The 25,288-nt window shown below is 62.4% G+C and carries 29 protein-coding genes; 12 read left to right on the forward strand and 17 right to left on the reverse strand.

Annotation, left to right across the window (positions count from 1 at the left end; genetic code table 11):
- Positions 1-127: 127 nt before the first annotated feature.
- From INT12_RS11460 to INT12_RS11470, 3 genes are all read right to left on the reverse strand, one after another.
- Positions 128-760: a LysE family transporter gene (locus INT12_RS11460; protein WP_026139801.1), complete on the reverse strand. Its 633-nt coding sequence runs from the start codon at positions 758-760 to the stop codon at positions 128-130.
- A gap of 88 nt (positions 761-848) precedes the next feature.
- A complete protein-coding gene (locus INT12_RS11465) occupies positions 849-1,421 on the reverse strand; it encodes a mechanosensitive ion channel family protein (RefSeq protein WP_017845150.1) in 573 nt (190 codons plus the stop codon).
- Entirely contained in the window at positions 1,421-3,331 is a 1,911-nt protein-coding gene (locus INT12_RS11470) for an ATP-binding cassette domain-containing protein (RefSeq protein ID WP_017845151.1), read from the reverse strand. Before INT12_RS11470 ends, INT12_RS11465 begins: the two co-directional genes overlap by 1 nt.
- A 50-nt stretch (positions 3,332-3,381) precedes the next feature.
- On the opposite strand from INT12_RS11470, the gene INT12_RS11475 reads away from it, so the two are divergent.
- A complete protein-coding gene (locus INT12_RS11475) occupies positions 3,382-3,846 on the forward strand; it encodes a TIGR02444 family protein (protein WP_079444914.1) in 465 nt (154 codons plus the stop codon).
- Here the strand turns inward: INT12_RS11475 and INT12_RS11480 are convergent.
- Complete coding sequence (locus tag INT12_RS11480) at positions 3,843-4,559, reverse strand: AlgP family protein (protein ID WP_193058853.1); 717 nt, start codon at positions 4,557-4,559, stop codon at positions 3,843-3,845. The two genes, INT12_RS11475 and INT12_RS11480, sit on opposite strands and share 4 nt — an antisense overlap.
- A gap of 192 nt (positions 4,560-4,751) precedes the next feature.
- On the opposite strand from INT12_RS11480, the gene INT12_RS11485 reads away from it, so the two are divergent.
- A complete protein-coding gene (locus tag INT12_RS11485; RefSeq protein WP_193039536.1) occupies positions 4,752-5,429 on the forward strand; it encodes an FKBP-type peptidyl-prolyl cis-trans isomerase in 678 nt (225 codons plus the stop codon).
- Positions 5,430-5,483: 54 nt separating this feature from the next.
- Here INT12_RS11485 and rsd read toward each other — a convergent pair whose 3' ends face one another.
- The 7 genes from rsd to INT12_RS11515 form a co-directional block, all read right to left on the reverse strand.
- Complete coding sequence (gene rsd, locus INT12_RS11490; protein ID WP_102617839.1) at positions 5,484-5,942, reverse strand: sigma D regulator; 459 nt, start codon at positions 5,940-5,942, stop codon at positions 5,484-5,486.
- 209 nt (positions 5,943-6,151) lie between these two features.
- Positions 6,152-6,673 (reverse strand): disulfide bond formation protein B, encoded by a 522-nt coding sequence (locus tag INT12_RS11495; protein WP_193039537.1) that lies wholly within the window; start codon positions 6,671-6,673, stop codon positions 6,152-6,154.
- 237 nt (positions 6,674-6,910) lie between these two features.
- Complete coding sequence (locus tag INT12_RS11500) at positions 6,911-8,152, reverse strand: heme biosynthesis protein HemY (RefSeq protein ID WP_193039538.1); 1,242 nt, start codon at positions 8,150-8,152, stop codon at positions 6,911-6,913.
- A 5-nt stretch (positions 8,153-8,157) separates the two neighbouring features.
- On the reverse strand, positions 8,158-9,273 hold the full coding sequence (locus INT12_RS31235) for a uroporphyrinogen-III C-methyltransferase (protein WP_017845158.1): 1,116 nt from the start codon (positions 9,271-9,273) through the stop codon (positions 8,158-8,160).
- An 18-nt stretch (positions 9,274-9,291) separates the two neighbouring features.
- Positions 9,292-10,050 carry a uroporphyrinogen-III synthase gene (locus INT12_RS31240; RefSeq protein ID WP_319017433.1) on the reverse strand — a complete coding sequence of 253 codons (759 nt, stop codon included), beginning with the start codon at positions 10,048-10,050 and terminating at the stop codon, positions 9,292-9,294.
- The gene (gene hemC, locus INT12_RS11510; RefSeq protein WP_017845160.1) at positions 10,047-10,988 is read right to left on the reverse strand and encodes a hydroxymethylbilane synthase; all 942 of its coding nucleotides are present in this window, start codon (positions 10,986-10,988) and stop codon (positions 10,047-10,049) included. Before hemC ends, INT12_RS31240 begins: the two co-directional genes overlap by 4 nt.
- A gap of 138 nt (positions 10,989-11,126) precedes the next feature.
- Positions 11,127-11,873, reverse strand: a complete 747-nt coding sequence (locus INT12_RS11515) for a LytR/AlgR family response regulator transcription factor (RefSeq protein WP_017845161.1) — start codon at positions 11,871-11,873, stop codon at positions 11,127-11,129.
- 502 nt (positions 11,874-12,375) lie between these two features.
- Here INT12_RS11515 and argH point away from each other — a divergent pair.
- Positions 12,376-13,770 carry an argininosuccinate lyase gene (argH, locus tag INT12_RS11520; RefSeq protein WP_046381669.1) on the forward strand — a complete coding sequence of 465 codons (1,395 nt, stop codon included), beginning with the start codon at positions 12,376-12,378 and terminating at the stop codon, positions 13,768-13,770.
- A gap of 40 nt (positions 13,771-13,810) precedes the next feature.
- Here argH and INT12_RS11525 read toward each other — a convergent pair whose 3' ends face one another.
- Entirely contained in the window at positions 13,811-14,470 is a 660-nt protein-coding gene (locus INT12_RS11525) for a glutathione S-transferase family protein (protein WP_126589422.1), read from the reverse strand.
- Positions 14,471-14,595: 125 nt separating this feature from the next.
- Between INT12_RS11525 and INT12_RS11530 the strand changes: the two genes are divergently transcribed.
- From INT12_RS11530 to INT12_RS11540, 3 genes are all read left to right on the forward strand, one after another.
- Positions 14,596-14,880, forward strand: coding sequence for a hypothetical protein (locus INT12_RS11530; RefSeq protein WP_017845164.1), 285 nt, complete (start codon positions 14,596-14,598; stop codon positions 14,878-14,880).
- A 152-nt stretch (positions 14,881-15,032) separates the two neighbouring features.
- On the forward strand, positions 15,033-15,287 hold the full coding sequence (locus tag INT12_RS11535) for a TIGR02647 family protein (protein ID WP_017845165.1): 255 nt from the start codon (positions 15,033-15,035) through the stop codon (positions 15,285-15,287).
- Positions 15,288-15,455: 168 nt separating this feature from the next.
- Positions 15,456-18,296, forward strand: a complete 2,841-nt coding sequence (locus tag INT12_RS11540) for a class I adenylate cyclase (protein WP_193039539.1) — start codon at positions 15,456-15,458, stop codon at positions 18,294-18,296.
- Here the strand turns inward: INT12_RS11540 and rnk are convergent.
- The 3 genes from rnk to cyaY all read right to left on the reverse strand — a co-directional run bounded on the left by rnk (position 18,293) and on the right by cyaY (position 19,403).
- Positions 18,293-18,703, reverse strand: coding sequence for a nucleoside diphosphate kinase regulator (rnk, locus tag INT12_RS11545; RefSeq protein WP_017845167.1), 411 nt, complete (start codon positions 18,701-18,703; stop codon positions 18,293-18,295). The genes INT12_RS11540 and rnk overlap by 4 nt on opposite strands.
- A 131-nt stretch (positions 18,704-18,834) precedes the next feature.
- Positions 18,835-19,053, reverse strand: a complete 219-nt coding sequence (locus INT12_RS11550) for a DUF1289 domain-containing protein (RefSeq protein WP_026139803.1) — start codon at positions 19,051-19,053, stop codon at positions 18,835-18,837.
- A 2-nt stretch (positions 19,054-19,055) separates the two neighbouring features.
- Positions 19,056-19,403: an iron donor protein CyaY gene (gene cyaY, locus INT12_RS11555; protein ID WP_017845168.1), complete on the reverse strand. Its 348-nt coding sequence runs from the start codon at positions 19,401-19,403 to the stop codon at positions 19,056-19,058.
- 238 nt (positions 19,404-19,641) lie between these two features.
- Here cyaY and lptM point away from each other — a divergent pair, with 238 nt between their 5' ends.
- Genes lptM through INT12_RS11585 form a run of 6 tightly spaced genes read left to right on the forward strand, consistent with a single transcriptional unit; the run spans position 19,642 to position 24,224 of the window.
- The gene (gene lptM, locus INT12_RS11560; RefSeq protein WP_017845169.1) at positions 19,642-19,809 is read left to right on the forward strand and encodes an LPS translocon maturation chaperone LptM; all 168 of its coding nucleotides are present in this window, start codon (positions 19,642-19,644) and stop codon (positions 19,807-19,809) included.
- Between the two features lie 9 nt (positions 19,810-19,818).
- Positions 19,819-21,066, forward strand: coding sequence for a diaminopimelate decarboxylase (lysA, locus tag INT12_RS11565; protein ID WP_017845170.1), 1,248 nt, complete (start codon positions 19,819-19,821; stop codon positions 21,064-21,066).
- Positions 21,067-21,069: 3 nt separating this feature from the next.
- Positions 21,070-21,900: a diaminopimelate epimerase gene (gene dapF, locus INT12_RS11570; RefSeq protein ID WP_017845171.1), complete on the forward strand. Its 831-nt coding sequence runs from the start codon at positions 21,070-21,072 to the stop codon at positions 21,898-21,900.
- Positions 21,901-21,913: 13 nt separating this feature from the next.
- Positions 21,914-22,630 carry a DUF484 family protein gene (locus tag INT12_RS11575; protein ID WP_017845172.1) on the forward strand — a complete coding sequence of 239 codons (717 nt, stop codon included), beginning with the start codon at positions 21,914-21,916 and terminating at the stop codon, positions 22,628-22,630.
- Positions 22,631-22,632: 2 nt separating this feature from the next.
- Complete coding sequence (xerC, locus tag INT12_RS11580; protein ID WP_046381665.1) at positions 22,633-23,532, forward strand: tyrosine recombinase XerC; 900 nt, start codon at positions 22,633-22,635, stop codon at positions 23,530-23,532.
- Positions 23,529-24,224, forward strand: coding sequence for an HAD family hydrolase (locus INT12_RS11585; protein WP_017845174.1), 696 nt, complete (start codon positions 23,529-23,531; stop codon positions 24,222-24,224). The genes xerC and INT12_RS11585 overlap by 4 nt, the downstream gene beginning before the upstream one ends.
- Positions 24,225-24,338: 114 nt before the next feature.
- Here INT12_RS11585 and sutA read toward each other — a convergent pair whose 3' ends face one another.
- A complete protein-coding gene (sutA, locus tag INT12_RS11590; RefSeq protein WP_017845175.1) occupies positions 24,339-24,665 on the reverse strand; it encodes a transcriptional regulator SutA in 327 nt (108 codons plus the stop codon).
- Between the two features lie 103 nt (positions 24,666-24,768).
- On the reverse strand, positions 24,769-25,194 hold the full coding sequence (locus INT12_RS11595; RefSeq protein ID WP_017845176.1) for a secondary thiamine-phosphate synthase enzyme YjbQ: 426 nt from the start codon (positions 25,192-25,194) through the stop codon (positions 24,769-24,771).
- Positions 25,195-25,288: the final 94 nt, after the last annotated feature.

Below are 25,288 nucleotides of genomic sequence, written 5' to 3' on the forward strand. Positions count from 1 at the left end.
ACAATGTGGGAGCGGGCTTGCTCGCGATAGCAGTGGGTCAGCCGACTGACTCGGTGACTGACACTCCACTATCGCGAGCAAGCCCGCTCCCACATTGTCGATCCGGTTTCTTCAGCACGGTCCGGGTTCAAGCCGTCGCGCGATGCAAGCTGGCGAGGAAGCCCGCAGCCCCCACGAACAACCCGGCAAACGTGCGGTTCATGCGTTTTTGCTGCTTGGGCGTGCGCAACAGGCGCAAGACTTTCGACGCCAGGCCGGTATAGCCCGCCATCACGATCATATCGACGCTGATCATCGTCGCGCCGAGGATCAGGTATTGGATCAGCAGCGGCGCCTGCGGGTTCACGAACTGCGGCAGCACCGCGAGCATGAACACCAACGCCTTGGGGTTGCTGGCGTTGACCAGAAAGCCACGGAACATCATCGCCATCGGCTTGCCGATCGGCCGTACTGCGGCGTCATCGGTCATGTCCATGGGCAGCGCGCGCCATTGCTTGACGGCCAGGTACACCAGGTACGCCACGCCAAACCATTTGATCGCATAGAACGCGGTGGACGACGCCGCCAGAATGGCTCCCAAGCCGCCCGCGACCACGGCGATCTGCATCGCCAGGCCGATTTGCAGGCCGATGGCGTTCCAGTAGCCGCGCAGGAAACCGTATTGCAGGCCACTGGACATCGAGGCGATGGCGCCTGCGCCAGGAGAAAGGGAAATGATCCAACTAGCGAGGAAAAAAGCCAGCCATGTGTCGAGTGCCATTGCACACCTCAGCAGCGAGTTTGCGGTTGTGCCTTAAGCTAACGCTGCCGACCGAAGGCTGGCTATAGTTTTTTGCAAGATGTGAACGCTAGCGCTCGCCCGGGAGGACAGCACTGTCGCGCCAGCGGCGCACCGAGCGTTGGAAGAACAGGCTATTGGGCACCTGCACCGTCACGCCGCCGGTCCCCGCCTCTTCGACTTCGATCAGCGTGGTGTAAAGCAGGTTGATCGCCACTACCCGGCCTTTGACGCCGGGCTTGTCGACGGTGTCCACCAGCTCGACCACATCACCGAGGCGGAACGGCCCGACGGTGAAGATCAGGATCGCGCACAACAGGTTGGACAACACCGACCACATGGCGAAAAACGCCACCGCCGCCACCGCGACAAACCCCGACAGCGCAGTCCACAACACCGTGGCGGACACGCCCAGGCGCTCCAGCACGAAGATCAGCGCACTGCCCATGATCAGCCAGCGCAAGCCGCCGCGCAGCGGCATCAACAGCTGCGGCGGGAAGGGGTAGTGCTCGCCGAGGCGGGTCAGGCCTTTGGCGACAAACCGCTGGGTCAGGTAGCCGGCCAGCAGGATCAGCAGGATTTGCACGCCGATCCACACGGGCGCGACCCATTGCGCCGGCAGCGGCAGTTGCAGCGCGTCCATCAGGACAGCGCCTCCAGCTCCGCTTGCAGGCTTTCGAGCAGTTCGAGGGCTTCCATCCAGCTTTCCTCCAACTGCCCTTCACGGACCTTGAGCTTGGCCTGCTCGGCCAGCAGATCGCGCAGTTCATCCTTGCGCGCGGCTTCGTACACGGCACTGTCGCCCAGGCTGGTTTCGATCTTGGCCAGGCGCTCGTGGACCTTGCCCAACTCGGCTTCCAGCTTGTCGGCTTCGCGCTTGTGCGGCGCCAACTGCTGACGCAGGGCGGCAGCGGCCTGGCGCTGGGCCTTCTTGTCGGTTTTGTCCGGGTTGACCGGGGTGTTGCTGGTCGGCGCGTTGCGCAGGCGGTATTCCGTCAGCCAGCGCGCGTAGTCGTCGAGGTCGCCGTCGAACTCTTCGACTTTGCCGTCGGCCACCAGCAGGAAGTTGTCGGTGGTGCTCTTGAGCAAGTGGCGATCGTGAGACACCACCAGTACCGCACCGCTGAACTCCTGCAAGGCCATGGTCAGCGCCAGGCGCATTTCCAGGTCGAGGTGGTTGGTCGGTTCGTCGAGCAGCAACAGGTTCGGCCGGTCCCAGGCGATCAACGCCAGGGCCAGGCGGGCTTTTTCGCCGCCGGAGAAATTCAGCACCGGCTCATCGATGCGCGCGCCACGGAAGTCGAAGCCGCCGAGGAAGTCGCGCAGGGGCTGCTCGCGTTCGGTCGGCGCCAGGCGCTGCAGGTGCAGCAACGGGCTGGCCTTGGCGTCCAGGGAGTCCAACTGATGCTGGGCGAAGTAGCCGACCACCAGGTTCTCGCCACGGGTCAGGCGACCGGCCAGGGGTTGCAGCTCGCCCGACAGGTTCTTGATCAGCGTCGACTTGCCCGCACCGTTCGGCCCGAGCAGGCCAATGCGAGCGCCCGGCGTGAGTTGCAGCTTGACCTTCTCGAGGATGGTTTTCTCGCCATAGCCCAGGCGGGCATCGGACAGGTCGAGCAACGGGCTGGAGATCTTCACCGACTCGCGGAACACGAAATCGAAAGGCGAATCGACGTGGGCCGCCGACAGTTCTTCCATGCGCTCCAGCGCCTTGATCCGGCTCTGGGCCTGGCGGGCCTTGGTGGCCTGGGCCTTGAACCGGGCGATGTAGCTTTCCATGTGCGCGCGCTGCGCCTGCTGCTTCTCGAACGCCTGCTGTTGCTGGGCCAGGCGTTCGGCGCGGGCGCGTTCGAACGCGGTGTAGCCGCCACGGTAGAGGGTGATTTTCTTCTGTTCGACGTGGGCGATGTTGTCGACCACGGCGTCGAGGAAATCCCGGTCGTGGGAAATCAGCAGCAAGGTGCCCTGGTAGCTCTTGAGGAAATCCTCCAGCCACAGGATCGCATCGAGGTCCAGGTGGTTGGTCGGTTCGTCGAGCAGCAACAGGTCCGAGGGGCACATCAGTGCCTGGGCCAGGTTCAGGCGCATGCGCCAGCCGCCGGAGAAGTCGGCGACCGGGCGGTCCATCTGTTCGTTGGTAAAGCCAAGGCCGGCGAGCATCTTGCGCGCACGGGCGTCGGCGGTGTAGCCGTCGGCGCTGTCCAGTTCCGCGTGCAGGCGGGCTTGAGCGGCGCCGTCCTGGGCTTTCTCGGCCGCGGCCAGGTCGTGTTGCACCTGGCGCAGACGCAGGTCGCCATCGAGCACGTAGTCGATCGCGATGCGGTCCAGGGTGTCGATCTCCTGGCGCATATGGGCGATGCGCCAGTCGGCCGGCAGCAAGCAGTCCCCGGAATCCGGGGTCAGCTCACCCAGCAACAGGGCGAACAACGTGGATTTGCCGGCGCCGTTGGCACCGATCAGGCCGGCTTTGTGACCGGCGTGCAGGGTCAGCTCGGCGTCTTCGAGAAGACGTTGCGGGCCACGCTGTAATGTTAGGCTTTGAAGTCGGATCATAATGGCGGCGGAGTCTACCAGCTTCGTTGGCCGCTGGCTTGGGTGTGAATATGTGCGCTGACCTATGGAGCTTTGCCCTCTCGACTTACGCCCGCCCCGGCGTCGAGGCTGCGTGCCTGCGCGTGCAGGAACAAGGCGCGGATGTGTGCCTGTTGCTCTGCGGGGCGTGGCTGGAACAGCGGGGCGTGGCGCTGACGCGTGAACGCGCGCTGGCGCTGAGGCAAATCGCCGAGCCCTGGCAATCGCAGGTGGTTGAACCGTTGCGACAGGTACGCCGGCAATGGCGGGCCGTGGCGCAGCAGGATGCGCCCTTGGCGGCGTTACGGGAGCGGGTCAAAGCCCTGGAGCTGGACGCGGAACGCGAGTTGCTGGCGCGCCTGGAAGCGCTGGCAACGACATGGCTGACAGGCGAGGCGATGGGTCAACGATGGTTGGAAGGCCTGGCGGCTGAGGGAGCCGCCAACCTTGACCACGACGCGCTGCAGCAGCTGCGCGTCGCAGTCACCGGCACTTAGGAAGCGCTGGTTGGAGTGCTGTTGCTTGGCGCGACCGACGCAGGGGTGCTGGTCGATGCGCTTGGCGCTGCAGGGGTAGCAACCGATGCTGCCGGGGTGGCTGGCTTGGCCGGTGCTGGTTTTGCAGCAGCCGCTTTAGCCACTGGCTTGGCGGCTGGTTTGGCGGCAGCCGTTTTGGCAGCTGGCTTGGCGGCCGGTTTGGCAGCAGCGGTCTTGGCAACTGGCTTGGCAGCTGGTTTTGCAGCAACAGTTTTGGCAGCTGGCTTGGCGGCGGCCTTAGCCGGCGCTTTGGCGGCAACGGCTTTTGCCGGTGTACGAGCGCCCAGCACTTTCGATACAGCTTCCTTCACACGACCAACGCCCTGGGCCAGTTTCAGGCTTTCTTGAGCATCTTTTTTGAGTTGGGAAATGTAGGTGCGGGTTTCGGCTTGGCGATCCTTGAGGGCGTCCAGCATGTCCTCAAGTTCTTTGACTGCGTCTTTGGCTTTGGCTTGAGCCTTGGCTTTGCCGGCAGTGGCGGCGTCTTGCAATTTGGTGCGGGACTTATGCAGTTTTTCTTGCGCTTTACCGCGTTGTTTTTCCAACTTGGCGAGCAGTTTTTCTGCATCAGCCAAGGCTTGGGAACACGCGCTTTCCAAATGCTCGAGCAGACTGCCCGAGAGTTGTTGGAGTAAGTGCAACGGGGTATTTACAGGCTTTTGTTTGGCCGACATGGTTTACCTCCTGGCTGACGTGGGTGCGGCTCATACTAGCCCTCTGCTCTTACCGCCGCTAGGGCATGTTGACAGTATCGTTTGCCTTGCGTTGCACCGTGCGAAAAATCTTATCGATATAACGAAAAACCACGCCACTTTTTACCCTCTCACACTGGCATAATCCGTCGCACTTTCGGCTGGAGAAGACCCATGTCGCGTTACCTTTTTCTTGCGCTTGGCTTGGCGATTTCCGTGGCCAATGCAAACGAGCCGGCGCCCTCCAAAACCACTGCCCCGGACGCGCACGACCTCGCGTACAGCCTGGGCGCCAGCCTCGGTGAGCGGCTGCGCCAGGAAGTCCCCGACCTGCAGATCCAGGCCTTGATCGAGGGTCTCAAGCAAGCCTATCAAGGTAAACCGCTGGCACTGGATAGCGCGCGCATCGAACAACTCCTGGCGCAGCATGAAGCGCAGGACGAAGCCGATGCTCAGGCACCGCAAAGCGAAAAAGCACTGACGGCCGAACAGCAGTTTTTGACCCAGGAAAAAGCCGCGAGCGGCGTGCGCGAATTGGCCGATGGCGTTCTGCTCACGGAACTCACGCCCGGCAGCGGCAACAAGCCGTTGGCCAGTGATGAGGTTCAGGTGAAATACGTGGGGCGATTGCCCGATGGGACGGTGTTCGATCAAAGCACCCAGGCGCAATGGTTTCGTCTGGACAGTGTGATCAGCGGCTGGAGCAGTGCGCTGCAACAGATGCCGGTGGGCGCGAAGTGGCGCCTGGTGATTCCATCGGCGCAGGCCTATGGCGCCGACGGTGCTGGCGCGTTGATCCCGCCTTACACGCCCCTGGTATTCGAGATCGAATTGCTCGGCACCCGGCATTGATCCAATAAAAAACGGCGCGTCATACGCACCGTTTTTTTATCTCGTCAGCAACGGTCAGGCCTGGGCGACAGCCACATCCCGGTGAGCATTGTGCAGCACTTCGATCAGGCAATCCTCCAACTCGAAACGCTCATGGAGCAGGCCGCCCAGCTCTTTGAATTTCTCGGCAACACACTTGCCGGCATCACACAGGTCATTGAACGCCAGCAGCTTCTCGGTGATCACATCGATGCGTGGGTAGAGGGTCTCGGCCAATTCAAGACCACGCTGATCGTCGAAGGCTTCCGCCTCCTTGGTCAACTGTTCGTAGACGCCAAAATGACCGGCAGACACGTAGTCCACCAAGACACCGCAAAACGCCTGCAGCGGCTTGCGATTCATCGCTAATGCTTCGGGCTTCTCGCCGAGAGCATCAAACGCCCGAACCAGTTCGTGGCGTGCCTTCAACCAGCTGTCGATCAGCTTGTGCACCCCACCCCAGCGTTCCTGAGCATTCTGACAACTTTCCAGCATGATGATCTCTCTTCCCTATAGGGGGCGCTGCCACTCTGTGCCCGCGCAGTACTTCAAGGATAAAGCGGCAGCCGGACAAAGCCGCATCTGACAACGGTTTCAATAACGCATGCGGGCCAGATTATGCCCGCATGACTATGGCTTCAAGGTACGCAGGAGAGAAAGTTCATACAAGTGTTTAATCCCGTCCTACAACTTGCGACCACTTTTCAGCGTGTCGACAGGCGCAAGCGTTGGCTGAATATCAGCCGTGAAAACTGCATGAAACCCAGGATCAACATCGCCACGAAAAACAACAGACTCCACTCCGGGAGGCTCAAATCGAACAGGGTCCAGGTGATTTCCACGCAGTCGACGGTACCGTTGAAGATCGAGCGCAGCGCCTGCGAGAACGACAGGTTTTCGAGCATGTACTGCAAACTGGGCCAACAATCGCCGGCCTGATCAGACGCAGTGTTCTGCAGCAACACCTGGCGCACCGCGGTAATTGCGCCTAGCGCGGCACAGCCCATGCTCGCCACCCCGTACCCATAGATGCCGTAGCGCTTGGGGTTATGAACAGCCGCGACCAGGTTGATCAACGTAAAGGTGGCGAGGAATAGCCGCTGAACCTGGCACAGAAAGCAGGGCCGCAGCAGCGCGCCATATTCCAGGTAGAAAGACGCACCCAACGTCAGCGCACCGGCCATGAACGCCAGGAAAAACAAGGAGCGTGAGGGGGCCAAAGACATTGTTTATCCGTACCGCGAGAGATAGGCCGTTACGGTAGAGGAAAGGCCTGACCCCTTTCAATACGCGTTAGAGCAGACGATTCCGTTAAAACGTAGGGACATCCCGCCAGAGCTTGGAGGACATAACCTGACGCAACGTAGGAATGTATTACGAACCCAGTTAAACCGAGTCTTTACACAGAACCCAAGGGTTGGCTGTCGGATGCATCCGAGCCAACCCTCGTACCTGTTCCTACTTCAACCCCGCACCGGCGCGGGCAACGGTGAGGCGAGCAAACGGTTGTCCAGCAGGCCCAGGCCTTCCTGGAACAGCTGGTTGCTGCGCTCGGTGTCACCCAACTGGGCCAGCAGGCGTGCCAGTTCGGCACACGCCTCGGGGTTACGCTGCACCTGCAGGCTGCTTTCCAGATAGTCCCGCGCCTTGCCCCACAGACTGTTTTGCAGGCACAGGCGCCCGAGGGTCAACAGCAAGCTGGCATCACCGGGATGATCCTTGAGCCAGCCTTCGGCAAACTTCAACTGACGGGCCGGGTCACTGCCGCGCAACAGGCCATACAGGCGGATCAGGTGGCTGTCATACACACGCTTGAGCGCGCCGCGCAGCACCTCTTCGGCCTTGGCATCGGCGCCCAGCTGGCGCAGTTGCTCGGCGTAGGCCAGCACCAACGGCGGCTCCTGGCGCTGGGCGGACGTCAGTTGCTGCCAGGCGCGCTCAAGCGCCTGCAACCCCGCTTCACCCTGCTCTTCACGCTGGGCGGCCAGGCTCAGGTTTTCACCCCAGGCGCGGCGCTCCAGCTCGGCCAATTCGCCGGCCGGCAATACTTTGTCCTTGCGCAGCTCAGGCAACAGACGAATCACCGACGACCAATCGCCCCGCTGCTGATGCAAGCGTTGCAACTGGCGCAGCACCTGGGCGTTATGCGGGTGACGCTCGTGCATGGCCTGCAAGGTGGTCAGCGCGCCGTCGGTGTCGCCACGGTCAGTCTGCAATTGCGCATGGCTCAAGGCAATCGCCAGTTCGGCCTGGGGCTGTCGCTCGAGGGCGCGCTCCAGCAGGCCGTCGCACTCTTCATATCGCCCTTGCTCGTTTGCCGCCCGGGCCGCGCCAAGGTAATACAGCAGCGGCTGGCGTTCGGCTTCGGCGGCACGATGCAGGTGGCGTTCGGCACTGGCCCAGCGGCCTTCGGCGAGGTCCATCTGGCCGTGCTCGATCGCGATCTGCACGCGACGGCTGCGGTTACGCCGCGACCATGGGTTGACCACGCCGCCCGAGGTGCTCAACAGGCTCAACAGCACACGAATCAGGTAGATCGCCAGGCCGATGACAAATACCGCCACCAGGGTAGCCCACAGGCTCGACTCGTAATGCAGCAGATGGGGATAGGTAATCAACACGTAGCCGGTGTGTTTCGAAATGCCCACGGCCAGCGCCAGGGCGACCGCAATCGCCAGCACCAGGATCACATAGAAACGCTTCATCGGCTCTACTCCTGGCTCGCCGGCGTGCCGGCCGAAGCCTTGGCTTCGTCGGCAGGCAAGTGACGACGTTCAAGGTATGCCTGCACGGCGGCCAGGCTGGCGGCCAGGTCCGGAGTCACGACCGAGACGGCCTTGGGCTCAAGCTCGGCGATACGCGCGAGCATCGCTTTGCTCTGCGGGTTGTCCTGGTTGAAGTTGTCCTGCAACACGCTGCGCGCTTCACCCAGCGAACGGCTGTACACCGCCGCCTCGCCATTGAGCGCAGCCCATTGCGCCTGCTCGAGGGCCAGGCTCAGGGCCAGGCGAACCTGGTTCAGGCCTTGGCCGGCGAGCAGTGGGCGAATGTTGTCATCGGGGTTGAAGTCGATGCGGAAGTAACGCGAGAGCTGCTCCCACCATTGGCTCAAGCGGTTTTCCGTATCGGTGGTCGGACGCCCATGGGATGTCGGCTCCTGAAGCTGGTACTCCGGCGCAATCGCCGCCAGTTGCACGACTTGATCGCGCAAGGCCGCCAATTGCAGGTAGAGCCCGGTACGGTCCGGTTGTTCGGTACTGCGCAACGCGGCAAGGCTCTTGGCCAATTGCTCGCGCGCGGCGTAGGAACCCGGATCGCTCTGCTCGCGAAGAATCTCGTCGGCGCCCTGGACCAGCGACTGCGCGCTGTTGATGTCCTGCAGGGCAGACAAGCGCAGGCTCGCCAGACGAATCAAGTGTTCGGCTTCCGCCAGGCGCCAGTCCTTGCGGCTGGCCCCGAGCACGGTTTCCAGGCGCTGGCCCAAACGCTGCTGGTCGCCCTGCAACTGGGCCAGCAAGCGGCGGCGCTCCTCCAGCTCGTCCGCGCCCGGCAGTTGCGCCAGGCGTGCAGCCAACTGTTGCTGGCTTTGCTTGAGGGTCTGGGACTGGTCGTCGAGGCTCTTTACCTGGCTCAGCTGTTGCTGGTTGCTGGCTTGCAGGGTGCGGACCTGCCAGATCCCCCACCCGCCGGCGGCAACGCCCGCAGCACCCAGCAGCAAGGCGACGATTGCCAGGCCATTGCCACGGCGCGGCGCGGTGACCGGTGTCTGGCCCGGCGCATCGAGCGCGGGCTGAGCTTCATCTTTAGGCAAGGCTGTTTCGCTCACGTATCCATCCTTTGCGTATCAGAGAGTGGGAACGGAATGGCTCCGTAACGCCACTAACAAAGCCGCGGCACTCGCGCCGCGACAATCCACAACTTTTTCTGCGCCAGCCGCCCGCGCCATCTCATAGACGCGCGGGCTGGGCACGAACAACGGCAGCCGGGCCACCTGTGGCCAATCCGAACCGGCCAGGGCCTGCAGGTGCAAAAAACCCTGCCCACTGCTGACCACCAGGCCGTTCAAGCGTTCCAACTGGATGCGCTGCATCAGTACACCCGGGTCGTAGGCCGGAAGGAAACGGCGATACAACTCCAGATAGTCGACACTAGCACCTTGCTCGCGCAAACGCTCCGCCAGCAGCTCTCGCCCGCCCTCGCCGCGCAGGATCAACACCCGCGCATCGGTGCGCGCAACAGCCTCGCGCAAGGCGGGCAAGGCCAGCAATGCCTCGCTGTCGTCGCCGCTGGGCGGATAATGAACGTCCAGGCCCTGATCGGCCAGTACCTGGGCGGTGGCGGCACCCACGCTGAACCACGGCAACTGCGGCCAGTGTCGCTCCAGGCGTTGCACGCCAAGGCGCGCCGCAGGTTTGCTGACCACAATTACCGCGCAATAGCGACCCAGGTCAGCCCAGACCGCCTGCTGCTCAGGCGTGACCGGCAAGGCTTCGATCTCCAGCAACGGCAGGCTGCTGCTGAAAATCCCGACATCCGACAACGACGCCGCCAACAGCGCAGACTCCTCGGCAGGCCGCGTCAGCAGCACACGCCAATCGGTCACTGCGGGCCGGCCTCGCCGTAGACTTTTTGCAGAATGGCACCGGCACCCTGGTCCAGCAGCTCTTCGGCGACCTGGATCCCCAGCGCCGTCGCATCACGCTGCGGCCCGCGCACTTGCGCGGTGATCAAGTTGCCGCCTTCCGGGTCGCCCACCAGGCCACGCAACCACAGGTTTTCGCCTTCGAGCACGGCGTAGCAGGCGATCGGCACCTGGCAGCCACCATTGAGGTGTTTGTTCAGGGCGCGTTCGGCGGTGACACGGACGTCGGTATCGTGGTGGTCGAGCGGTTTGAGCAAGGCGTGGATTTCACTGTCGGCGGTGCGACATTCGATGCCCACTGCGCCCTGCCCGCCGGCGGGCAAACTGTCTTCGACGCTGATGACCGAGGTGATGCGGTCTTCGAAGCCGAGCCGGATCAAACCGGCCGCCGCGAGGATGATCGCGTCATATTCACCGGCATCGAGCTTGGCCAGACGCGTGTTGACGTTGCCGCGCAGGAAGCGGATCTGCAGATCCGGGCGACGCGTCAGCAACTGGGCCTGACGACGCAGGCTGGAAGTGCCGACGATGCTGCCCAACGGCAGCTCATCCAGGGACGCGTAGGTATTGGACACAAAGGCATCACGCGGGTCTTCGCGCTCGCAGATGCAAAACAGGCCCAGGCCTTCGGGGAAGTCCATGGGCACGTCTTTCATCGAATGCACGGCGATGTCGGCTTCGTTTTCCAGCAGCGCGGTTTCCAGTTCCTTGACGAACAGACCCTTGCCGCCGATCTTCGACAGCGGCGAGTCGAGCAGCTTGTCGCCGCGACTGACCATGGGCACCAGGGATACCTGGAGCCCAGGGTGGGCCTGCTCGAGACGTGCTTTGACGTATTCGGCCTGCCACAAGGCCAGGGCGCTTTTACGGGTGGCGATGCGGATTTCGCGAGAGGACATGGATCAATCCGTACTGAATAGATACGGCAGATAATAACAGCTCAGGCAAATTCGCTTTGATTTGAATCAGCAAGTGCGGGGCCTCCCTGGCCACAGCGCACCGGGATCACGACTATAGACCGCGCTGCAGCCCGTGGACTAAAGCTGCTGCATCATCTTGCGCACGCCAGCGACATGGCGGCGGCTGACGATCAAAGCATCGCCGTTAAGCCCTTTCAGGAACAACTGAAAGTGCCCCAGGGGCGTGCGTTGCAGGCGCTCGATGCGCTCGCGGGCCACCAGCGCGTTGCGGTGGATACGCACGAAACGGTCGCCGAATTCATCCTCAAGGGCCTTGAGCGGCTCGTCGAGCAGCACTTCGCCAGACTCGTGACGCAGGGTCACGTACTTGTGATCGGCGATGAAGTACACCACCTGGCTCAGCGGGATCAGCTCGATACCCTTGCGGGTGCGCGCACTGATATGGCTGCGCGGCCCGTTACCGCTCTGGGCGGCGGGCTGGGTCAGGGCGGCGAGCTGGACGCGATTGGGGCGCTCGGCTTTTTTCAACGCCTTGAGCAACACCTCGGCAGTCACCGGCTTGGCCAGGAAGCTGACACCGCTGGCTTCCAGGGTTTCGGCAGGGAATTCTTCCTCGGCGGCACACAACACCACGGCCGGCGGCGATTCGCGCTCGCTCAGGCGGGCGGCGACTTGCAGGCCATCCAGGCCCGGCATGCGGATGTCGAGCAGCACCACATCCGGCTTGAGGCTGTCGATCAACGTCAACGCCTCCTCACCCGTGCTGGCGCTCGGTTCAAGGACTGTATAACCCTCGAGTTCGCTGAGCAGACGGCTCAGTCGCTCGCGGGCTTGGGGTTCGTCATCAACGATCAGGACATTCATATTGCGCTGGATTCCTGCGTGAGTCTCGCACAAGGATAGCGTAGACAGGTGCGGTGACTTGCGTCACAGCGATCCACGCTAAGACTAGCGCGAGCGGCAAAAAGTGCCCTGAGAGTGGCACTCATATTTATCCGGACCTGTTCAATAGCGCCCAAAACCTGCCGCCCTTGGGCATCGTCGTAGGGTTTGCTGATACACAATCCGAATACCCCCCTTGTTTAATGGTAGTCAGGGTTATGACCGCATCACCTGACTTTGGTGCATTCACACACTACTCAGTCCAACTGTAGACGCTCGCCGAGACGACATTGCTCATTCGTCAAATATCGTTTCAATAAGCACCTCTGCCCAGTCTCTTCCCGGACGCGGTCGGCGGCAAGGCACTTAGCCATGCTTGGCACAAATAAAATGCCGACCACCCGCAGCACCGCCTCCACGGGCAACCCTGTTATTATCGTCGGCACACCTCCACGCCTCTTTTAAGCAGATCACGAGCGAATCCATGAGCACCGACAAGACCAACCAGTCCTGGGGCGGCCGCTTCAGTGAACCCGTCGACGCCTTCGTCGCCCGCTTCACCGCCTCCGTCACCTTCGACCAGCGCCTGTACCGCCACGACATCATGGGCTCGATCGCCCACGCCACGATGCTGGCCAAGGTCGGCGTGCTGACCGACGCCGAGCGCGACAGCATCATCGACGGCCTGACCACCATCCGCGGTGAGATCGAAGCCGGCACGTTCGACTGGCGCGTCGACCTGGAAGACGTGCACATGAACATCGAAGCCCGCCTCACCGATCGCATCGGCGTGACCGGCAAGAAACTGCACACCGGGCGCAGCCGTAACGACCAGGTGGCCACCGATATCCGCCTGTGGCTGCGTGACGAAATCGACCTGATCCTGGCCGAAATCACCCGCCTGCAAAAAGGGTTGCTGGAACAGGCCGAGCGTGAATCGGACACCATCATGCCCGGCTTCACCCACCTGCAGACCGCACAGCCGGTAACCTTCGGCCACCACCTGCTGGCCTGGTTCGAAATGCTCAGCCGCGACTACGAGCGCCTGGTGGACTGCCGCAAGCGCGCCAACCGCATGCCGTTGGGCAGCGCCGCGCTGGCGGGCACCACCTACCCGATCGACCGCGAGTACACCGCACAACTGCTGGGTTTTGACGCCGTGGGCGGCAACTCCCTGGACGGCGTGTCGGACCGCGACTTCGCCATCGAATTCTGCGCCGCCGCCAGTATCGCGATGATGCACCTGTCGCGCTTCTCCGAAGAACTGGTGCTGTGGACCAGCGCGCAATTCCAGTTCATCGACCTGCCCGACCGCTTCTGCACCGGCAGCTCGATCATGCCGCAAAAGAAAAACCCCGACGTGCCGGAGCTGGTACGTGGCAAGAGCGGCCGCGTATTCGGCGCGCTGATGGGCCTGCTGACCCTGATGAAAGGCCAGCCCCTGGCCTACAACAAGGACAACCAGGAAGACAAGGAACCGCTGTTCGACGCCGCCGACACCCTGCGCGATTCGCTGCGTGCCTTTGCCGACATGATCCCGGCGATCAAGCCCAAGCACGCGATCATGCGTGAAGCCGCGCTACGTGGGTTCTCCACCGCGACCGACCTGGCGGACTACCTTGTGCGCCGTGGCCTGCCGTTCCGCGACTGCCACGAAATCGTCGGCCATGCCGTGAAGTACGGCGTGGAAAGCGGCAAGGACCTGGCGGAAATGAGCCTGGAAGAACTGCGCCAGTTCAGCGACCAGATCGAGCAGGACGTGTTTGCCGTGCTGACCCTGGAAGGCTCGGTGAATGCGCGCAACCACGTGGGCGGTACCGCGCCGGCCCAGGTCAAGGCCGCCGTCGTGCGCGGCCAAGTCCTGCTCGCCAGCCGCTAGGTCGAAAATGTGGGAGGGGGCTTGCTCCCTCCCACATTGATCACTTCTTCGCCGCCACCATCGCCATGAACGCCGGCATCGCCGCTTCCCTGTCCGCCGCCACCTTGAGGGCGTTAGGCATGGCGTGCAAACGCTCCAGCAATGCCTTGGCCGTCGGCAATTCAGCCAACAGGTCCAGGCCGAACAGCTTCTCGGCCACGCCGCAGGCGAGGTTCAGGCTGTACATGAAATACAGATCGGCAATCGTAAAGCTCTCCCCCGCTACGTAAGGCGCGAACTTGCCGTGCCGACCTAACGTCCCCACCCCCAGCAGCAACTCGGCCCGGGCTTTGTCCTTGATCGCCTCCGGCACCGGCATGCCGAAATACGCTTCGGCGAAACACGCACGGGCGGGCAGCTCGATGTACAGCTCGATTTCCCTGCACAATGTCAGCACCTGAGCGCGCTGAAACGGTTCGGCCGGCAGCAGTGCGGGGCCTTCCTGGGTTTGCTCGATGTATTCGAGGATCACGCTGGTTTCGTTGATAAAGCCCTGTTTGACACCCAGCACCGGCACCTTGCCCCGCGGGCTGATCGCCAGGGCGGCGGGTGTTTGCCCGGCAAAAAAAGGCACCTCTTCGAATGCCAGGCCTTTCTCCAAGAGCGCCAGCTTGACCATGTTGTAGTAGTTGCTGACCGAAAATCCGTAGAGCTTGAGCATCGCAAAGCCTCCAGGCCATGTGCGGGGTTGGCTGCATGAGTTATAGATCCGCCCGACCAACCTGGCTAGCAGCATCACCTGCCTGAATGGGGGTAGACTGGCGCCCTTTTCTTGAGGAGCCTGCCATGAGCGAGCCGACCGATATCGACAACGACGAAGAAGCGTTCACCGAAAGCACGCTGACCCAGGCCATCGAAAACCAGATCGAAAGCGACAATCCGCCCGCCGCCAAGGCCACGTTCAACAAGCTGACGCTGGTGGGTTACGAGCGCGAAGAGATTTTGAACATGATGGCCCATGTGCTGGCGGTGGAAATCGACAAGATGCTCGACGAAGACCGCGCCTTCGATACCCAATGGTATGAATCCGCCTTGCGCGCACTGCCCGAGCTGCCGCCTGAAAACGCCTGAAGCGAGCGCCCGTGTGGCCGGGAAGCCTGCTTCCTCGCCACAACACTGCGCCATATCAACAGCCGCGAGTTTCCCACTGGACAGCCCGCCAAAGTACGTTCACCTTAGGGCCTGCTAGCCTCTAACAAATTCTTAGAAAGTCTGGAGTCCCTATGTCGTATACCCCTGAGTTGGTTGCCGAACTGGAAATCCTTGCACTCTTCAACCTGGACAGCTCCCAGGAAGGTCTGAAAGTCCATCAGACTGCCGCACCGACTGCTATCGCCGCCGCCAAACGCCTGTTCGAGAAAAAACTGATCGACCAACCGGACGGCGGTTACCTGACCAGCCTTGGCCGGGACGCTGCAGAACAAGCCCAAACCCTGCTGACCATCCTGACCACCGCCGCAACCAAAGAAGCTGCCTGATTCCGGATACTGCCCATGGAGTCCGCCGCGGCGGATTCCGAGGGCATTGCCGTGAACCGGATAAAATTCTGACGCCAAAAACCGTTTCCCCTCTAAACCTCCTACGCTTCTGAATGTAAACTCCTACACGGCCGCCCATGTCGGGCCTTGCGCGCCGCCGAGTTCGACATGACCCGCACCCATGAGATCCGCCCCGACCTGGACGAAGGCATCGACCGCAAGGTGCTGGCCCAACTGCGCGCGCGGTTCATGGCGCTTAACGCAGGGCGCATGGCCCGGGCTGTCGAAGGGCTGACGCCACGCCAGCAAAGCGTATTGACCCTGCTGCCGCTGTTTTTCCACGTCAATCACCCGCTGTTGCCCGGTTACGTGTCGGGCAGCACCCCGGCCGGGCTGTCGAATTTCGAACCCGACGCGCAGGCCCTGAGCGAAGCCCAGCGCCTGACCCGTTCGTTCTCCTACAAACCACGCCACGGCAACCCGCCGCAGCCGATCCATGGCCTGTTCCTGATGGGCAGCCTCGGCACACTGGCCCAAGCCGACCAGAGCGACATGGACGTGTGGGTATGCCACGCCCCCGACCTGAGCGACAACGAACTGGTCGAGCTGCGCAAGAAATGCCAGTTACTGGAAGCCTGGGCCCAGAGCATGGGCGCCGAGGCGCACTTCTTCCTGATCGAGCCGAGCCGGTTTGTCTTGGGCGAACGCGACACGCAACTGAGCTCCGACGACTGCGGCACCACCCAGCATTATCTGTTGCTGGATGAGTTCTATCGCACCGCCATCTGGCTCGCCGGCCGCACACCGATCTGGTGGCTGGTGCCGGTGTATGAAGAAGTGCGCTACGCCGAGTTCACCCACACGCTGATTTCCAAACGCTTTATCCGTGCCGATGAAACCCTCGACCTCGGCCACCTGGCGCGCATCCCGCCCGGTGAATTCATTGGCGCCGGGCTGTGGCAATTGTTCAAGGGCATCGAATCGCCCTACAAGTCGCTGCTCAAGCTGCTGCTGACCGAGGTCTACGCCAGCGAGCACCCGAACGTGCAGTGCCTGAGCCTGCGCTTCAAACGGGCGGTGTTCGCCAACCGGATGGACCTGGACGAGCTGGACCCTTACGTCGTGGTCTACCGGCGCATCGAGGAATACCTCAACGCGCGCAACGAGCCGGAACGCCTGGAACTGGTACGGCGCGCGCTGTATTTGAAGGTCAACCGCAAGCTCAGCGCCGGCCAGCGCACCGTCGGTTGGCAGCGCCTGTTGCTGGAACGCCTGGCCCATGAATGGGGTTGGGACCAGCGTCAACTGGCGCTGCTCGACAGCCGCAGCCAATGGAAAGTACGCCAGGTGGCCTCCGAGCGCCGCGCCCTGGTCAATGAGCTGAACTACAGCTATCGCTTCCTGACCCAGTTCGCCCGCACCGAACAGACCGTCAGCCTGATCAACAAGCGCGACCTCAATGTGCTTGGCCGTCGCTTGTACGCGGCGTTTGAACGCAAGGCCGGCAAGGTCGAATTCATCAACCCCGGCATCGCCCCGGACCTGGCCGAAGACACCCTGACCCTAGTGCAATCGGCCAACCGCAAGGAACCGGGCCAGCATCATTGGGGCCTGTACAACGGCAACCTCACCGCCCTGGAATCGGAGCACTTCGCGCCGATCAAGCGCAGCCGCGACCTGCTGGAAATGCTCACCTGGTGCCACCGCAACGGCGTGATCGACAGCAGCACGCGCCTGGCGCTGCACCCAGGCGTCAGCGACATGACCGAATTCGAACTGTTCAACCTGCTGGGCAGCCTGCAACAGACCATCGCCCTGCCCCTGGCCAGCGTCGATGAAGAGCGCCTGCTGCGCTCGGCGGTGCCGGAAGAAGTGCTGTTGCTGATCAACGTCGGCGTCGACCCGCTCAAGCACCATCGCGACCTGAACATCCTGATGACCACCGAGCGCACCGACTCCCTGAGTTACGCCGGCGTGCGCGAAAACCTGGTGCTGACCCTCGACCAGATCACGCTCAACAGCTGGAACGAGGTGATGGTCAGCCGCTACGACGGTCCCCATGCCCTGCTCGACTGCCTGCGCGACTACCTCAACCAGTTGCCGTCGGACCACCTGCCACGCCTGCGGGTGCGCTGCTTCTGCCACAACCGCGCACAGTTCATTGCCCAGCGCGTGGAAGACATCTTCGACACCGCGCAGAACCTGCTGCTGGGCCAGGGCAACCATCGCTACTTGCTGCAGGTGCAGCAGCACTATCACGTGATGGAGCTGATACCCGGCCAGGCCACCCACGTCTCACTGGCGACCCAGGACGCGCTGATCGCCTACCTCAGCGAAGAACTGGCCAGCTACAGCCCGTTGCACCTGGACGCCATGGCCCTGGAAGACCACGACCTGGCGCTGCTGCTGCCGATGGGCATGGCCGAATGCGTGCAGGTGTTTTACCGGGTCAACGAAGGCTTCGCCGAGCTGTATGTGCTGGATGAGTTCAACGCGCTCTGGCAGCAACGCTTGCCGTTCCATGATGAACAGAGCCTGCTGGCGCCGTTGCAGCGTTTTCTGCAGTCGATCATCTATCGCCGGGACGCGCTGTCGCCCCTGGACCCGCAAGAACCGCTGGGCGCGGTGCAAACCTTGTATTACCAACTGTTGCCGTCGGGCAGCAATCGCGCACGCGGTATCGAGCCCCGGCCGGCCCCGCAAAACCCGGCCAACAAGCCGTTTTATGACGTGCAGGCGATTATCGGCAAGGCGGCGCCGGGCCAGGTGGGGATCACCCTGTACTGCAATCAGCGGGAGTTTTCCGAACTGGAGTTTGGCGACCAGCTGTTTGCAGTGGTCGCCCGGGAGATCGTCGGGCAGCGCCGCGAAACCGAGCGCTACCGCTGCTATATCACTGATCTGGATCTCTCGGGCCTGCTCGGCGACGTACAAAGCCCGAGCAATCTGTACCTGCGTTACAAGGCCGAGCTGGAACAGGCGCTCAATGACGCGCTGAAGCAGATTTAAAGCGAAAAGGCGCCGCCGTCTTTGGGCTGGCCTTCAACACTGAGCAGTTCGAGCTTAAGGGTCTTGCCGCCGGGTGCCGGCCAGTCGATGTGCTGGCCCACTTTCAGGCCGAGCAACGCGCTGCCCACCGGCGCCAGGATCGAAATCTTGCCCGCGTCGGCATTCGCATCCTTGGGGTAGACCAGGGTCAGGTGATAGTCCTTGCCGCTGCCTTGCTCGCGGCAATGCACGCTGGAGTTCATGGTCACGACGCTTGCAGGCACTTCATCGTGGCCAACCACTTCTTCGGCGCGGTCGAGTTCGTGCTGCAGGGCTTCTACACCTGGCGAATTCTCGCCGACACGGTCGATCAGTTGCTCAAGACGCTGCACGTCGAGACGGGTAAGAATGATGGAAGGTGCGGTCATGATTCAGGCAGACTCCTTTTTTCTGCACAAAAAAGCAAAACCCCGCCAGGAAAAGGCGGGGTTCTCACGGACCTCGATGAGTTGAGGTGTACCCGGACACTACCACAGCACCGCAAATAAACAAGACGGGCTCAAGGCCCGACTTTGCGCCGCTCGGCCTGGGCCACGATCACGCGTCGCCGCTGATCATCGGCGGAGCGCCATTCACGGATGTCTTCCACATGGCGAAAGCAGCCAAGGCAGACTTTTGCCTCGTCCAGCCGACACAAACTGATACAAGGTGATGGCACCGCCGGGCTGACATTACTGAACAACGGCTTGGGCGGACGCACGATTGCAGGCTGGCTCACCATCAATTCTCGTCGGGGTTCAGCTCATCGAAGCCGAGCTCGACGCCGGCTTGTTCCTGAACCAGCCGCGCGAGCATTTCGCTGAGCAGCTCATCGCTGGTATCGCACTGCCAATTGCGGTCTTCTTCGTTGTAATCGAAGTGAAAACCACCGGAACGTGCTGCCAGCCACAGTTGGCGCAGCGGTTCCTGGCGACTGAAGATCAGTTGAGTGCCGTTCTCGAACTTGACGGTCAGCACCCCGGCCGAGCTTTCCAGGTCCACATCCAGGCCGCTGTCGTCGAAAATATCTTCCAGCGCGTTCTGGGTCGAATCCACCAGGTCGTGAAAACGGGCTTCGGTCAAACTCATTGCGGCAACCTCAAAAGTGTCTGGTTTTGCTCAAGCGCCGCACGATACGGACGCGCTCCGCCGATTGCAAAGGATACCGAGTTCATTACCGATGGCGGTAAGAAATATCCCTGACTAGCGTAGCCAGCTTCGCAGTTATGTCGGCAAACCCCCGCCGGACGGGTATTCCGGCGCATAGGCAAGCTGGCGGGTGGTCGGTATACTCGGGCGCAATTAATGCATATTCAAGGATTTCGCCATGAAGCGCCTGATCTCTTCCCTTGCTGCGCTCGTCGCGGTCGCTTGCCTCGTTAGTGCCTGTGGTCAAAAAGGCCCGCTGTATCTGCCCGATGACAGCAAAGACCCGAATGAACAGGCGCAATCGTCGCAAAAGCCTGCCAAAGCGCATAAGCACGACACTTACTAAGGGAACCCCATGGACGCTTTTAACTACCGGAACGGCGAGCTGTTCGCGGAAGGCGTGGCGCTGTCCGCAATTGCCGAGCGCTTTGGCACCCCGACCTATGTGTACTCGCGCGCGCATATCGAAGCCCAATATCGCTCTTTCACCGACCCGTTGAACGGCGTGCCGCACCTGGTGTGCTACGCGGTCAAGGCCAACTCCAACCTGGGCGTGCTCAATGTCCTGGCGCGTCTGGGCGCCGGTTTCGACATCGTCTCCCGCGGCGAGCTGGAACGTGTCCTGGCGGCTGGCGGCCAGGCTGACAAGATCGTCTTCTCCGGCGTCGGCAAGAGCCGCGAAGACATGCGCCGTGCCCTGGAAGTCGGCGTGCATTGCTTCAACGTCGAATCCACCGACGAGCTGGAGCGCCTGCAAGTGGTCGCCGCCGAGATGGGCGTTCGCGCGCCGATTTCCCTGCGCGTCAACCCGGACGTCGACGCTGGCACCCACCCGTACATTTCCACCGGCCTGAAGGAGAACAAGTTCGGCATCGCCATCGCCGATGCCGAGGACGTGTACATCCGCGCCGCCCAATTGCCGAACCTGGAAGTGCTGGGTGTCGACTGCCATATCGGCTCGCAACTGACCACCCTGCCGCCGTTCCTGGATGCCCTCGACCGCCTGCTGGCGCTGACCGACCGCCTCGGCGAGTGCGGCATCTACCTGCAGCACATCGACCTCGGTGGCGGCGTGGGCGTGCAGTATCGCGATGAAGAGCCGCCGCTGATCGGCGACTACATCAAGGCCGTGCGCGAACGCCTGGAAGGCCGCGACCTGACGCTGATGTTCGAGCCGGGCCGCTACATCGTCGCCAATGCCGGCGTGCTGCTGACCCAGGTCGAGTACCTTAAGCACACCGAGTACAAGGATTTCGCCATCGTCGATGCGGCGATGAACGACCTGATCCGCCCGGCGCTGTACCAGGCCTGGATGAATGTCACCGCCGTAACGCCTCGCGACAGCGCAGCGCGCGCCTATGACGTCGTCGGCCCGATCTGCGAAACCGGCGACTTCCTGGCCAAGGATCGTCAGTTGGCCCTGGAAGAAGGCGACCTGCTGGCCATTCATTCGGCCGGTGCCTACGGGTTTGTCATGAGTTCCAACTACAACACCCGCGGGCGTGCCGCCGAGGTGCTGGTGGACGGTGATCAAGCGTTTGAAGTGCGTCGCCGCGAGACGGTAGCCGAGTTGTATGCTGGCGAAAGCCTGCTGCCGGAGTAAGCCATGCTGCTGCGTTTTACCAAGATGCACGGGCTGGGCAATGACTTCATGGTCCTTGACCTGGTCAGCCAGCACGCGCACATCCTGCCCAAGCACGCCAAACAGTGGGGCGACCGTCATACCGGCATCGGCTTCGACCAGTTGCTGATCGTTGAGGCGCCGAGCAACCCGGAGGTGGATTTCCGTTACCGGATCTTCAACTCCGACGGTTCCGAAGTGGAACAGTGCGGCAACGGTGCGCGCTGCTTCGCCCGCTTTGTGCTGGACAAGCGCCTGACCGCCAAGCGGCAGATTCGTGTCGAGACCAAGAGCGGCGTGATCGAGCTGGATGTCCGCAGCGACGGCCAGATCAGCGTCAACATGGGCGCGCCACGCCTGGTGCCGGCGGATATTCCGTTCCAGGCCACCGAGCAGGCCACCCACTACACCGTCGATGTCGACGGCCAGGCTGTCGAACTGGCGGCGGTGTCCATGGGCAACCCCCATGCGGTGCTGCGGGTCGACGACATCAATAATGCGCCGGTGCATGAGCTGGGGCCGAAGATCGAACATCACCCGCGCTTTCCGGCACGGGTCAATGTGGGCTTCCTGCAGGTGATCGACCGCTCCCGCGCGCAATTGCGCGTATGGGAACGCGGCGCCGGTGAAACCCAGGCCTGCGGCACCGGTGCTTGCGCCGCTGCCGTGGCCGCGATCAGCCAGGGGTGGATGGATTCGCCGCTGCTGATCGACCTGCCCGGTGGACGTTTGTCCATCGAATGGGCAGGCCCCGGCCACCCGGTGATGATGACCGGGCCGGCCACGCGCGTATACGAAGGACAGGTCCGTCTATGAGTGAGCCAAGCAAATGACCGATAAGCCTCAAGTACCCGCACAAGCATCCCCGAGCGAAAGTCTGGAGGCCGCTGCCGTCGCGGCGTACCTTGAGGCTAACCCGGACTTCTTCGTCGAACACGAAGAACTGCTGCCGGCCCTGCGCATCCCCCACCAGCGTGGCGATACCGTGTCGCTGGTGGAGCGGCAGATGAAGATCCTGCGCGAGCGCAACATCGAAATGCGCCATCGGCTCTCGCACTTGATGGACGTCGCCCGCGATAACGACCGCCTGTTCGACAAGACCCGTCGCCTGATTCTGACGCTGATGGACGCCACCAGCCTGGAAGAAACGGTGATCGCCGTGGAAGACAGCCTGCGCCAGGACTTCCAGGTGCCCTTCGTCAGCCTGATCCTGTTCAGCGACAACCCGATGCCGGTCGGGCGCTGGGTCAGCGGCGGCGAAGCGCAAACGGCGATCGGCGGCCTGCTTTCCGAAGGCAAGACCATCAGCGGCACCTTGCGCGAGCATGAACTGGACTTTTTGTTTGGCGCCGAGCAGCGCAAGCAGATCGGTTCGACCGCCGTGGTCGCCCTCAGCCATCAAGGCCTGCATGGGGTACTGGCCATCGCCAGCCGTGATCCTGCGCACTACAAAAGTTCGGTGGGCACGTTGTTCCTGACCTACATCGCCGAAGTGCTGGGCCGCGTATTACCGCGCTTCACCACCGCCCTGCGCGCGGTGCGCTGACCATGGAACGGCAACTGGACGCTTATTGCGCACACCTGCGCAGCGAGCGCCAGGTGTCGCCCCACACCCTGGAAGCCTACCGACGGGACTTGAACAAGGTCCTGGCCTACTGCGAAAAGCAGCAGATCCCCAGCTGGAAGGCCTTGGACATCCAGGGCCTGCGCAGCCTGATCGCGCGCCTGCACCAGCAGGGCCAATCCTCGCGCAGCCTGGCGCGCCTGCTGTCGGCGGTGCGCGGCCTGTATCACTACCTCAACCGCGAAGGCCTGTGCGACCACGACCCGGCCAATGGGCTGGCCCCGCCCAAGGGCGAGCGGCGGCTGCCCAAGACCCTCGACACCGACCGCGCCCTGCAATTGCTCGATGGCGCTGTCGAGGACGACTTCCTGGCCCATCGCGACCAGGCGATCCTGGAGCTGTTCTATTCTTCGGGCCTGCGCCTGTCGGAACTGACCGGGCTGAACCTCGATCAGCTCGACCTCGCCGACGGCCTGGTGCAAGTGCTCGGCAAAGGCAGCAAGACCCGCGTGCTGCCGGTGGGCAGGAAGGCCCGGGAAGCGCTGCAACTGTGGCTGCCCCTGCGCGCACTGACCAACCCGGCGGACGACGCCGTATTCGTCAGCCAGCAGGGCCGACGCCTGGGGCCGCGGGCGATTCAACTGCGGGTCAAGGCGGCCGGCGAGCGCGAGCTGGGGCAGAACCTGCATCCGCACATGCTGCGGCACTCGTTTGCCAGCCATTTGCTGGAGTCGTCCCAAGACCTGCGCGCGGTGCAGGAACTGCTCGGCCACTCTGATATCAAGACGACACAGATCTACACCCACCTGGACTTCCAACACCTGGCAACGGTGTACGACAGCGCCCATCCACGGGCCAAACGCATCAAGGGCGGCGACTCATGAGTATCAAGCTGATCACCTTCGACCTCGACGACACCCTCTGGGACAACGTCCCCGTCATCATCAGCGCCGAAGCGTCGATGCGCGAATGGCTGGCCACCCATGCCGCCAAGGTCGGCGAACTGCCCCTGGAACATTTCGCCAGCCTTCGCCAGCAGGTGCTGGAACGCCATCCCGAACTCAAGCACCGCATCAGCATGCTGCGCCACCGCGTACTGATGCACGCGTTTGAAGAGGCCGGTTATCCACAACCTGAAGCGACGGAAATGGCCGATGTGTGCTTTGAAGCGTTCATTCACGCGCGCCACCAGCTCACCGTATTCCCCGAAGCCGAGCCGATGCTGCAAGCGCTACGCAAACACTTCCTGCTGGGCGTGATCACCAACGGTAACGCTGACGTACAGCGCGTCGGGTTGGCGGACTACTTCCACTTTGCGTTGCGCGCCGAAGACATCGGCATCGCCAAGCCGGATGCGCGGTTGTTTCAGGAAGCGCTGCAACGGGGCGGGGTGGATGCCAGCGCGGCGGTGCATATCGGCGATCACCCCGGTGACGACATCGCCGGAGCGCAACAGGCGGGGCTGCGTGCCGTGTGGTTCAACCCGACAGGCAAGGTCTGGGAAGGGGATAAACTCCCGGATGCGCAGATTCGCAGCCTGACGGAACTGCCTCCGCTGCTCAAAAGCTGGCAGTAAGTGGGAGGGGGCTTGCCTCCCCTATATTGGCAGGCGGTGAGCCGTAGGAATTTGTTTCAGGCATGAAAAAGCCCGCAGCGACGGCGGGCTTTTCCAGCAAGCCAGAAGCAGACCTCAGATAGGTCGGCTGCCGTACTTGTTATCCGGCTTCTTGGGTGGATCTGCCACCACGTTGGCCTCGACTTCCTGCACTTTGCCGCCTTTAGCGAGGAATTCCTCCATCGCACGGGCCAGCGCGTCGCGCTCTTTGTTCTTGGCTTCAACACTTGGCAGCTCATCGACCGAAACAGCGGCCTTGGCTTTGCCTTTGGCAGCCGGAACAGGAACGTCATCGCCACCGTCGTCGTCAGCAACGTCTTCCGCTGCCGCCTCAAGACCTTCTTCGGTGTCGTCTTCGTCGCCTACTTCCAGTTCGTCGTTTTCCAGATCATCGTCGCTCATGTTCTACCTCATGACTTGCGAAAAGCAGATTAGTTATAGCCCAGCTTCACCATCTGTCGAAGGTCGCCGAAAAAAAATCAACATCCACCGGATAACCAGTGGCTTATGCCCCATCACCGTGCAAAGTGGCGAGGACTTTACGAGCACCGCCATGATCACGGTGCTCGCCCAGATAAACACCTTGCCAGGTCCCCATCGCCAAGCGGCCGGCCTTGACCGGCAAACTCAGCTGGCAACCCAGGAGACTGGCCTTGAAGTGCGCCGGCAGATCGTCCGGGCCTTCGTCGTTGTGTTCGAACCCGGCTCGGCCTTGCGGCACCAGCGAGTTGAAAAAACGCTCGAAGTCACGACGAACCGCCGGATCGGCATTCTCGTTGATGGTCAACGAGGCCGAGGTATGCTGCAACCACAGATGCAACAGGCCCACGCGACACGCCTTCAATTCAGGCAAACCGGCAAGCAACTCGTCGGTTACCAGGTGAAAGCCCCGGGGCTTGGCCCGCAGGGTAATCAGGGTCTGTTGCCACATACAGTTCTCCGCCCATCGGCGCGCATTCTAGCGCGCTCTGGGAAAAAACAAAGTGTCGAATACGCCTACATGCCTGTAAGACATTCGCACCCGG

Source organism: Pseudomonas sp. K8 (genome assembly GCF_014889455.1).
Taxonomy (GTDB): domain Bacteria; phylum Pseudomonadota; class Gammaproteobacteria; order Pseudomonadales; family Pseudomonadaceae; genus Aquipseudomonas; species Aquipseudomonas veronii.